Origin of the sequence: uncultured Anaerococcus sp., assembly GCF_963510575.1 — a bacterium.
In the GTDB taxonomy this organism is placed as follows: Bacteria; Bacillota; Clostridia; order Tissierellales; family Peptoniphilaceae; genus Anaerococcus.
In genome coordinates this window covers 18,222-28,787 of the sequence record NZ_CAUPFR010000009.1, presented here as the reverse complement: position 1 = coordinate 28,787, position 10,566 = coordinate 18,222, and the positions used below count along the sequence as shown (strand labels likewise).

10 protein-coding genes are annotated in these 10,566 nt (G+C 34.6%); 4 read left to right on the top strand and 6 right to left on the bottom strand.

Annotation, left to right across the window (positions count from 1 at the left end):
• Positions 1 to 2,551 (top strand): DEAD/DEAH box helicase family protein (locus tag RQ907_RS01720; RefSeq protein ID WP_311491680.1); only part of this gene is annotated, 2,551 nt, incomplete at its 5' end.
• 486 nt (positions 2,552 to 3,037) lie between these two features.
• Here RQ907_RS01720 and RQ907_RS01715 read toward each other — a convergent pair.
• On the bottom strand, positions 3,038 to 4,243 hold the full coding sequence (locus RQ907_RS01715) for an AIPR family protein (protein WP_311491679.1): 1,206 nt from the start codon (positions 4,241 to 4,243) through the stop codon (positions 3,038 to 3,040).
• Positions 4,244 to 4,361: 118 nt separating this feature from the next.
• Here RQ907_RS01715 and RQ907_RS01710 point away from each other — a divergent pair, with 118 nt between their 5' ends.
• Positions 4,362 to 4,646 carry a hypothetical protein gene (locus RQ907_RS01710; protein WP_311491678.1) on the top strand — a complete coding sequence of 95 codons (285 nt, stop codon included), beginning with the start codon at positions 4,362 to 4,364 and terminating at the stop codon, positions 4,644 to 4,646.
• A 68-nt stretch (positions 4,647 to 4,714) separates the two neighbouring features.
• Here RQ907_RS01710 and jag read toward each other — a convergent pair whose 3' ends face one another.
• Genes jag through rpmH form a run of 5 tightly spaced genes read right to left on the bottom strand, consistent with a single transcriptional unit; the run spans position 4,715 to position 7,137 of the window.
• On the bottom strand, positions 4,715 to 5,674 hold the full coding sequence (jag, locus tag RQ907_RS01705) for an RNA-binding cell elongation regulator Jag/EloR (RefSeq protein ID WP_311491677.1): 960 nt from the start codon (positions 5,672 to 5,674) through the stop codon (positions 4,715 to 4,717).
• The gene (locus RQ907_RS01700; protein WP_311491676.1) at positions 5,671 to 6,384 is read right to left on the bottom strand and encodes a YidC/Oxa1 family membrane protein insertase; all 714 of its coding nucleotides are present in this window, start codon (positions 6,382 to 6,384) and stop codon (positions 5,671 to 5,673) included. The genes jag and RQ907_RS01700 overlap by 4 nt, the downstream gene beginning before the upstream one ends.
• Before the next feature lie 40 nt (positions 6,385 to 6,424).
• On the bottom strand, positions 6,425 to 6,640 hold the full coding sequence (gene yidD, locus RQ907_RS01695) for a membrane protein insertion efficiency factor YidD (RefSeq protein ID WP_311491675.1): 216 nt from the start codon (positions 6,638 to 6,640) through the stop codon (positions 6,425 to 6,427).
• A complete protein-coding gene (rnpA, locus tag RQ907_RS01690) occupies positions 6,630 to 6,980 on the bottom strand; it encodes a ribonuclease P protein component (RefSeq protein ID WP_311491674.1) in 351 nt (116 codons plus the stop codon). Before rnpA ends, yidD begins: the two co-directional genes overlap by 11 nt.
• Before the next feature lie 22 nt (positions 6,981 to 7,002).
• On the bottom strand, positions 7,003 to 7,137 hold the full coding sequence (gene rpmH, locus RQ907_RS01685) for a 50S ribosomal protein L34 (RefSeq protein ID WP_209772810.1): 135 nt from the start codon (positions 7,135 to 7,137) through the stop codon (positions 7,003 to 7,005).
• Between the two features lie 712 nt (positions 7,138 to 7,849).
• On the opposite strand from rpmH, the gene dnaA reads away from it, so the two are divergent.
• Complete coding sequence (dnaA, locus tag RQ907_RS01680) at positions 7,850 to 9,229, top strand: chromosomal replication initiator protein DnaA (protein WP_311491673.1); 1,380 nt, start codon at positions 7,850 to 7,852, stop codon at positions 9,227 to 9,229.
• A 223-nt stretch (positions 9,230 to 9,452) separates the two neighbouring features.
• The gene (gene dnaN, locus RQ907_RS01675; RefSeq protein ID WP_311491672.1) at positions 9,453 to 10,565 is read left to right on the top strand and encodes a DNA polymerase III subunit beta; all 1,113 of its coding nucleotides are present in this window, start codon (positions 9,453 to 9,455) and stop codon (positions 10,563 to 10,565) included.
• Position 10,566 lies beyond the last annotated feature (1 nt).

Here is a 10,566-nt window from a genome sequence, read left to right as displayed (position 1 = left end):
TCCCAGAGTTGGGTCGCACCAGGCAAAACTCTACGCATCTTGCCTAGAAAACCAATATGGCAGACGTCCTTTCTATTTCTTTACCAATGGCTTTACCACATATTTTGTGGACGATGACAGCCAGAGGATGGTGTCCGGTTTTTATAGCCAGGAAGACTTGCAAAGGCTGATGGATAGGAGAAAGATAGGCGCAAATCTCGCTGACTATAGGGTTGACGATAAGATTGCCGGCAGGTCCTACCAAAAGGAAGCTGTTAGGGCGAGTATTGATGCCTTTAGGGAAAAGAGAAGGGCGGTTCTTTTGGTGATGGCAACAGGAACTGGCAAGACTAGAACAGCTATAGCCATTGTTGACATTTTGACCAAGGCATCTTGGACAAAAAATATTCTCTTTTTGGCAGATAGGACAGCTCTTGTAAACCAAGCCAAGAAAAATTTCGCCAAACTCCTACCAAATCTCTCTGTGACAAGTCTCACAGAGGCTAAGAGGGACAAGGCTGAATTTATAAGAGATTCTAGGATGGTTTTTTCGACCTACCAGACTATGATTAATTCCATAGATGACCTCCTTGACGAAAAGGGAGAGAGGGTCTTTACTGTTGGATATTTTGACCTAATTATAATTGACGAGGCCCACAGGTCCATCTACCAGAAATACAAGGCGATATTTGATTATTTCGATGCCAGGGTGGTTGGCCTAACTGCGACTCCTCGTGATGATATAGACAAGAATACCTATGATGTTTTTAAACTAGAAAACCAGATTCCAACCTATGCTTATAGCCTAGAAGAGGCCATAAAAAGCAAATACTTGGTTAATTATTATGCCATAGAGGCAAAATTAAAACTGCCTACAAATGGGCTTAGATATAATGAACTCGGTCCTGATGAGAAGAAAGCTCTCGAAGAAATTTTTGGAGAAGATGCCAAGGATATAAATGTAGCCGGCTCTGCCTTTAACAATTGGCTTTTCAATATTGATACAGTTGATAAGGTCATCAATCATTTCATGAAAAATGGGATTAAGACTGGTAGTGGAGATGATATTGGAAAAACAATAGTCTTTGCAAAAAACCAAACCCATGCCGATTTGATTAAGGAAAGATTTGATGCCCTTTACCCACAAAAGGGTCCCGACTATGCCAGAGTTATTACCTACAATATAAACTACGCCCAGGACTTAATCGACAAATTTTCTGTCAAAGAGGAATTACCACAGATTGCAATCTCTGTAAATATGCTAGATACAGGTATAGATGTGCCTGAGGTTGTAAATTTGGTATTTTTTAAGGACCTATATTCTAAGATTATGTTCTCCCAGATGATCGGTAGGGGAACCAGACTTTGCCCAAACCTTTTTGGTCCAGGTAGGAATAAGGAACACTTTTTAATCTTTGACTACGGTGGCAATTTTGAAAGGTTTGGTGGGGGCGAAAAACTTCCCGAGCCACCAATCCAAAAATCCCTCACAGCCAAAATTTTCAATACCAGAATAGAAATAATTATGCATTTGCAAGATAAAAATTATGGAGATGAAAAATACCAGACCTATAGGGATGAACTCGTAAAAGACTCCTTGAATAAGATAAGAGCCCTTAACGACAAGGCCTACGACGTAATAATGAACCGTGAATATGTGATGAAATACAGGCACGAGGAGGCTTGGGCAGACCTTGAGCCAATCGATATAAAAAATATCAAAGACCACATTTCAGACCTAATAATGAAGGATAAAAGCCATGTCCTAAGCCAGTTATTTGACCTAAACATGGTCCAAATGCAGCTTGACCTCCTTGCAGGAAGCCTAAGCCAAAAGAGGTTTAGGATTCTGGTAAATACTGCCGAAAGCTTGTCCAAACAAGCAAATCTAAAAAAAGTCGGCGATAAAATTGACCAGATTAATCAAATTCTCCAGCCTGACTTTAAGGATAGGGTCGAAATCCTCTTGCTAGAAAAATTAAGAAAAGACCTAAGGGATTTGATACCCCTAATTGAGAAGCCAGTTCAAGCAAAATATTATATAGATATAGAAGATGAACTAAAAGTCAAAGAACCAACCACCCAAAATATAAACACTGTAGACCTAAGGCCTTATAATCAAAAGCTCGAGGCCTATATCAAGGCCAAGGCACATGACGATGAGGTCCTTCAAAAAATTTACACCAACCAAGAGCTAAATGAAAGGGACTTCAAAAAGCTAGAAAAAATCCTCTGGCAAGACCTAGGCAGCAAAGATGACTACGAAAAATTTTATGGAAAAGACCCAATCTACAAAATCCTAAGAGGTTTGGTAGGCCTAGATAAGGAAAAAATCAGGAAAAATTTCGAAGAAATCTTCAACAAATACGAATTAAATAACCAACAATCTCTCTTTATCAAAACAATAATGGCATACTTTGAAAAAAACGGCTACCTAGAATTAGAAGAAATACAGAAAGACCCATTTAAATCCATAGGCAGACTAGGCCAAGTATTTAACCAAAACAAAGGTCAAGCCATGGAAATAGTAGATATAATAAAGAGATTAAATAGGTATGAAGGAAGGGCATAGAAACAAAAATTACTCTAGAAAGCTCTCCAATTTGGGCTTTGACTTGAAAAAAATACAATAATAAATATAATAAACGTAAGAGAAGCCACCTCTTAAATCGCCAAAAAAGCCCTTGACACAAATCAAGGAAAAGAAAGATTACGATTCTCCATGAGAATCAGAGACATTAAAAAAGGCAGTAGGTACGAACTACTGCCTTGTCTTTTACTTGTTTTTACAGTGCTGATCTATACAAATAGCAAGCAAAGCAACTAACAAGGGAAAAACTAAATTTTCCAAAAGAAAGATTACTATCTCCATAAAAATCACCTCCTTTACTAGGAGATGATTTTATTATATCACATTTATATAATATTTTAACAATATGTTTTATTATAATTATTCCACTACAAATCAATCTTCACTAATAAATATCATTAGTAAACTAAAATAAAAAAAGGAATAGAATTATCAATTAAGTTCTACTCCTTTTAGGTTTATATTGATTTATTTTTTCATTTTCTCGTCAAGAAGTTTTCTCAAGCTTTGAGTTTCTACAATTCTATATGTTGATAACCAAAGCTGTTTATCTTTTCCTGCTAATTGTGGATTGTTACTAGTATTAAATATATTTTGAGCAAGAAGATGTCCAATCTCATCCCACATTTTTATTGGATCGAACAACCATTTTATTTTTTTCTGATCCTTGTCGTATTTTATAAGAGCCCTAAAGGCTCCAAATATCGGATATAAGTATCCAGATGATATAGAGTAATCGATTTGATTTGATAAAAAATAAGATTTTCCTGGTTTGTTTAATCTTTCTACGCCTCTAACTAAGCCAAATTTTGGATTTTTAACTCCTTCATTATTCTTATATGCTGTATATTTATCTGCTAATTCAACTTCAATTTTGTCATATAAATTTACGAGTTTTGGAAGTTCTTTAGTTAATTCTTTATAAAAGTCTGTCTCGTATGCCTCTTTGTATCTCTTAAATACTTGAGATTTTCCTGAATAGCTTTGGATTGGAGCTGTAGAGTCATCTTCAAATTTTTCTATGTCAAAGGCAAACATCAGTCTTAATAAATCGGATACATGTATTGATTTAGGCTCATTATCCTTGTATGCTATATCATCACTATATTTTTCATTTGCAATGGACTCTTTAATTAAATCAAACTTATCGTCCAAGTTAAATAATGCTAAATCTGATACCTCAACAGATGTGTTCCTAGCATCAGATAATCTTGAAATATTTTGCACATTTGTAATTACTTCCACTCTAACAAACTTTTGTAGATCAGGAGAAATTTTATTCCTATTATTAATAATTGCTCTGTATGTGTGACCACCATCCAAAATTCCATAGCTAGCCAAATCATCTTCATTACCTTTTTCTCCTAAAGATATGGTAACTTCAGAGCTGACCGTATTAAAAGATAATTCTTTAGCAGATATTACAATACCTCTATTATTTATATGGAAATCAGTTTCAGGATCCAAAACTGCACCAATAATTTTTTTTGCTACATTAGTTGTCATTTTTTGTCGTCTAGGATTAACATCTAAAGGAAGATCATCTGGTAAATCATTCATGTTTACCATTAGGTAATATAATGTTTCTGAATCTTCACTACTAATACCATTAATCTTGTTAGGTGATGACATTGTTCTGATACTTTCTACTTTGAACGTAAATTTATTTTCCATTTTTTACTCCTATTTTTATTATTTTTCGATCTAAAGCTATTGCTTTGATCTATTTATATTATATAATTATATTAAGATTTTGTAAATGAACTATAGTTCATAATTTAAGGTATATGAAATGAGTAGAAGAAAAAAATATGATGAAAAGTTGGTTTCTATAGGTGAATATCTAAGAAAGATAAGGATGAGTTTAGGAGATTCTTACAAAAATAGAGATGATTTTATCGAAACAACTAGTAAAAACTTGTTTAATAACGAACAATGGATATCAAGTAGACATTTAGCTAGTATTGAATTAGGCCACAATATGATAAGTTTAAATTTATTAATAAAATTAGCTTATGCTTTGGAAATGGAACCAATCGATTTATTTGCTAAAATAATAGAAATTTATAAATCTTAATCACTTTTAACATTTATTTGAATTTTCCCACAAAAAAGAGTACCCTTTCGGATACTCATTTGTTGTTTTTATTCTCCAACGTAGTCTACTACTACGTATCTTTGTGGTTCGCGGCCTTCGGAGTGGCTTTCTACGTTTCTGTGTTTTGCTATTTCTTCGTGGGCTAGACGTCTTTCGTAGGAGTTCATGTATCTTAGGTTCCATGATTTTCCGCTTTGGGCTACTTTCTGAGCTGTTTCCCTGGCTAGTCTTACGATTTTTTCGTCTCTGCGTCTTTTGTAGTTGTTGATGTCTACGTTGATTCTTAGGTTGTTGCTTCTTGAGTCGATGGCTTTTCTTACGATAAATTCGATTGCTTCTAGGCTTGCTCCATTTTTGCCGATGGCGATGCCTGTGTCGCTTTCGTCTACTTTGGCGTCTAGTTTTATGATTGAGCCTTCTAGGTTGCCTATTACGCTTACATTTTCAAAGTGCATGGCTTTTAGGATTTCTTCTAGAAGTTCTTTGGCTTTGTAGTAGTTATCTATGTTCGAACGTTTTTTGGATAGGGCGTAGTCTCTTTGTTCTGTTTCTGTTTCTTCGATGTCTTCTACTTCTTTTGAGTCTTTTTCGTCCTTATCTTCAAATAGTTCGTCTGTTTCTTTTTCTATGATGTCTTCGATTTCTTCGAGTTTATCTTTGATGGTTTCTCCCAATTCTTTGGCTTCTTCTTTGATTGGTTTTTCTGTTGGGATGCCTTTTTCTTTTTTGATTTCTTCGCTTCTTTTTTTGATGTCGTAGTCTTTTTCTACTGCTTTTAGGGAGTCTACTTGGATTTCATTTTTTAGATCTTCTAGGACCTTGTCCATGTCTTCGTCGTAGGATATTCTTACTACTGCGTCTTTGCCTCCGATTAGGCCTAGAAATCCACCACTTCCTTCTTCTAGGACTTCTACTGTGACTTCATTTCTGTGTTTGCCTATTTCTTCTAGGGCGAGTTTTACTGCTTCTTCTACTGTTTTGGCTGATTTTGTTAATGATTTTTTCATTTTTCTTCTACCTTTTTACCTTTCATTGCTAAGTGCATTACTACCATTATTAATAATCTGAATACTGATGATAGGGTGTAGTAGAGTGGTAGTCCTGCTGGTAATTGTCTAAAGGTGAAGAAAAATACTAGGGGTAGGACTAACATCATTGTATTCATGCTTCCCATGGCTGCTGTTTGTTGTTGTGGGTTTGTTTTCATTGAGAATAGAGTTGTTAGCAGTTGGGATAGGGATGTTAGTAGTGGAAGGCCGTACCATAGTGGATCTGCTTTTAGTAGGTCTGGTACCCAGAAGAAGTCTGTTCTGATGTGGTCCATGCCTTCTGGGAATACAAATTTTCCTGTATCTCTCATCATGGCAAAGAGTCCAAAGAGGACTAGTAGTTGGATTATCATTGGTAGACATCCTGATAGTCCTGGTGTTACGCCTTCTTCTTTGTAGAGTTGTTGCATTTTTTGTTGCAAGATTTTTTGGTCGTATCCGTATTTTTTTTGGATTTCGTCCATTTTTGGCTTAAAGGCTCTGGTTCTTTCTGCTTGCTTTTGGGTTGATATGGTTACTGGTATTGATATTAAGCTTACAAGCAGGGTCATTATTATAATTGCTATTGCATAAAAACTTATGGTTTTTGGTTCGGTTAGGCTGTTGGCGAGGTTATCGTAGATAATTCTCATTAGCTTACCGAGTATTGTCGCTATAAAATTAAACATATTTTCTCCGTTTTAATCTGTGGTATTATCTGGGGTATTTTTATTTTACTGGATCGTAGCCACCCTTGGAAAATGGATTACATCTTAAAATTCTCCACAAAGACATAAAAAAAGCTTTAACTGGCCCGTATTTCCTGAATGCCTCTAGGGCATAGTTGGAACAAGTTGGGTAGTATTTGCATTTTCCATGGCCTAATTGTGGAGAAATGAATTTTTGATAAAATCTTATCACTTTTATAAAAACTTTATTTAGCATAGTATATCTTCTTTTTTCTAAATGCTTGATTTAGGGCGTGACCTAGAGAGGATTTTAGTCTTTGGTAGTCAAATTCTGTGGTATGTTTTTTGGGGATTATTACTATATCGACCCCATTGAGGTTTTTATAGTTTATCCTTATTATCTCTCTAAGTTTTCTTTTTAATTGATTTCTGGTGTGGGCCTTGCCAACTTTTTTGCTTATGGTAAAGCCAAAACGCGGGCTTTTAAGCTCGTTGTTTTTGACAAGGACTGTGAAATCTCTATTATAGCATGCAAAGTTTTTTTTGTAGACTTTTTGAAAGTCTTTATCTTTCTTTAGGCTTAATCTTTTTTCCATTAATTAATTACTTCTTAAGGGATTAAGCTGAAAGTCTTTTTCTATTTTTCTTTCTTCTGGCTTTAAGTACTCTTCTTCCACCTGGAGAAGACATTCTTTTTCTAAAACCGTGATCTTTTTTTCTTCTTCTTCTATTTGGTTGATAGGTTCTTTTCATATTTACACCTCCTAATAAATTTTGACTCTAACTATTATATTGAAAATAAGCTTATCTGTCAAGATTATTTTGTTTTTTTTATAGGTTATAGATAGGATTTTATTTTTATCTTAACTGATGAATAAAAATCAGGGTGGATTTGGTATAATTATCCTTTTTACCTTGGATTTTCGGAATAAATATTTAATGTTGATATCTTTGGGGATTTTTTCTTTTCCACAATTTATGAAGATAAAATTTCATATGTATATTTTTTTAAAATTATGATAAGTTTTCTAGGATAAGTACAGAAAATAGGGAAAATATATTTTCGACTATACAAATATTTAATAAATACACACACTTATCCACATATCAACAATAATTTTTACCTGCCTTGTTTTCTTGTTTTAGACTTATCCATATTTTTGTCCAGAACTTGTGGATAAGTTGAAATAATGGCTAATTTATGGTAAGATTAGATGTGTAAAAGTAGGGGTAAAACTATAGTTTTAAGGTAAATTTGCCTTTAACTTGTGGATAAAATCCATGATTTTGGTAAAAATAAAATTTTATCCCTAATCAAATCTTAAAATATCAAGACAAATTTTATCAACAAGAAACTTATCCACAACTTATCCCAATTTTGGGGATAAGGTCTAATTTTTTAAGTCAAAGCTTAAAATTACAAAGCAAAATTTATGTGGATAAGACCCAAGAAAGGAATGCATAGATGAAGAATCTAGAATTCATTACGAATGAATTAAAAAATGAAATGCGAATGCATGTGAGCGATAACCAACAATTTGACACATGGATTGGTATTTTAAAACCTTTGAATTTATACAACGGCGTCCTTTACCTAGAAATTCCAAAAAAAGATACACTTTTTATTTTTGAAGGAATTTGGAAGGCTAAACTCCAAGATGCTCTTGATAAAATAGCAGAAAAAATCGGTGGAGCTTTGAAAGTAGAAGTAATTGCAAAAGATGGGGAGAATTACCAAAAAATCCTAACCTTGGGCAAGGACTATGACAAGGACGGACAAATGAGAATAGACAAGGTTAAGTCTTTCCCTAAACCTCAACTAGAAGAAGCAAATGTTTTTGAAAATTTTGTCCAAGGCAAGTCCAACCAATACGCTCTTGGCATTAGTCAAGCTGTTGCAGATACCATATCAAGGGGCGATGTTTCCAAGGTTTACAATCCACTTTTTATTTACGGATCAAGTGGTCTTGGCAAAACCCACCTTATCCAAGCTATTGCCCACCAAATCCTAGAAGCCAGGGACGATGCCTATGTCATGTACCTATCTAGCGAAAAATTTACCAATGAAATGATAGCTGCCTTAAGAACCAATAAAAACCAAGAATTTAGGGAAAAATATCGCTCAGCAGATGTGCTTCTTATAGATGATATCCAATTTATAGCCAACAAAGAAGCGACCCAAGAGGAATTTTTCCACACCTTCAACGACCTTTACAATGCCGGCAAACAAATAGTTATCACCTCAGATAAGCCACCAAGAGAAATAAAACACCTGGAAGATAGGTTGGTGTCTAGGTTTAACTATGGTATTATCGCCGATATATCAAGACCAGACTATGAAACCCGTGTGGCAATACTCCAAAAAAAACTAGAAGATTTGGGAGCTATTATTGATAATTCAATTTTATCCTACATAGCCTTAGAGATAGATACCAATATCAGAGACCTGGAAGGAGCCCTTTCAACAGCCATCGCCTATGCAAAAAGTGATGGAAGAATCGAAGTATCAATGGAAGATGCCATAAAGGGCGTAGGCACTAGGGTCAAAAACAAAAAGAAAAGGCTAACCATAGCCGATATCCAACAGGCAGTTGCCAATAAATATAATGTAAAACTTGCCGACCTAAAGGGCAAGTCCAGAAAAAAAGAAATTGTAAATCCAAGGCAAATAGCCATGTTTATATCAAGAGAACTCCTGGATGATTCTCTTGTAACAATAGCTAACGCCTTTGATAGGGACCATACAACTGTCATCCACGGCATAGATAAGATAACAGATCTGATGGATGAAGATGAAGATTTGAAAAACGAAATTGATATCCTAATTAAGGAAATTAAGGACTAAATTGGGCATAAGTCTGTGGGTAAGTATGTTTATAACTTTTTTTGATTTGCCTTGCAAAAAAGCCTTGGGTAAAGTGTGGAAAACTTAGGATTTTTCCTTTGGCTTATCCATAGCTTATAAACATAGACAAAGCTTTAAAAATACAAACATTCGAAAGATATCCACATATATACAGGACCTACTACTAATACTACTAAGTTTAAATAATAGTTAAGGAGATAGCATGAAATTTGAAATTAAGCAAAAAGAACTAATGAAGGCTTTAAACATAGTCAACAGAGCCGTATCCAAATCTACCAATATACAAATCCATGAATTAATATACTTTTCTACAGAAAATAATAGACTTTCAATGACCTCTTTTGATGGGGAAATCTCAATCAAAACCCTAGTTGATGCCAAAATCATAAAAGAAGGAGTTATGGCAGTAAAAGCCGACCTAATTACAAATATTATAAGGAAACTCCCAGATGAACTAGTAAAGATAGAATTAGAAAGTGGAAAAATAAAGATTTCCTGCAAGAGATCTAATTTTAACCTAGTTGCTTTTGAATATTTCGACAAGGAAGAAATCAAGATTCCAAATACCCTAGCCCTTATAGTAGACAACGACAAGCTAAAAAGGTCTATAAGTCAAACAGAATTCGCAACTACACTTGATGAAACAAAGCTAGCCCTAACTGGCATCTTGTTTGAACTTAGGGAAGGAAGCCTAAATATGGTAGCCCTTGATGGTTACAGGGTTGCCTTAAAAAAAATCAAGCTAGAATATCCAGCAGATTTTGAAAATACAGAATACATTATCCCGAAAAGGTCACTTTTAGAATGGTCAAGGATTGTATCAGATGAAAGCAAAACATCTTTATATAGAAATGAAAATGACCTCATGTTTGTATCTGAAGACACTACTATGTTATGCAAGGTAATTGATAAAAACTTTATCGACTACAGGAATATAATTAACGATATCTCAGAAACATCAGTAATAGTAGAAAAATCTGCCCTAACAGCAGCCCTAGACAGAGCCCAAGTTCTATCTGACCCAGGCAGGGCAAATTTAATTCGTGTTAATATCGAGCAAGGGGCTATGACCCTAAGGTCTAATTCTGAAATCGGTGATGTAAAAGAAGTAATAGAAATAGACCAAGATGGCGAAGGCCTAGATATAGCCTTCAATGCCAAATACATGCAAGACGGGGTTAAGGCTTGTGATAGCGAAAAAATAAAACTAAATTTCAAATCCAGCCTAAATCCATGTTTGATTTACCCAACAGATTCTAAACACGAGGGCGAGGATTATACTTATTTGGTTCTCCCAGTAAGGCTAGCAAGGTAAA

Coding starts and splice junctions, on each gene's coding strand:
- RQ907_RS01715 (WP_311491679.1), bottom strand. CDS start 4,243: ATGGAAAATAAATTTACGTTCAAAGTAGAAAGTATCAGAACAATGTCA.
- RQ907_RS01710 (WP_311491678.1), top strand. CDS start 4,362: ATGAGTAGAAGAAAAAAATATGATGAAAAGTTGGTTTCTATAGGTGAA.
- jag (WP_311491677.1), bottom strand. CDS start 5,674: ATGAAAAAATCATTAACAAAATCAGCCAAAACAGTAGAAGAAGCAGTA.
- RQ907_RS01700 (WP_311491676.1), bottom strand. CDS start 6,384: ATGTTTAATTTTATAGCGACAATACTCGGTAAGCTAATGAGAATTATC.
- yidD (WP_311491675.1), bottom strand. CDS start 6,640: ATGCTAAATAAAGTTTTTATAAAAGTGATAAGATTTTATCAAAAATTC.
- rnpA (WP_311491674.1), bottom strand. CDS start 6,980: ATGGAAAAAAGATTAAGCCTAAAGAAAGATAAAGACTTTCAAAAAGTC.
- rpmH (WP_209772810.1), bottom strand. CDS start 7,137: ATGAAAAGAACCTATCAACCAAATAGAAGAAGAAGAAAAAAAGATCAC.
- dnaA (WP_311491673.1), top strand. CDS start 7,850: ATGAAGAATCTAGAATTCATTACGAATGAATTAAAAAATGAAATGCGA.
- dnaN (WP_311491672.1), top strand. CDS start 9,453: ATGAAATTTGAAATTAAGCAAAAAGAACTAATGAAGGCTTTAAACATA.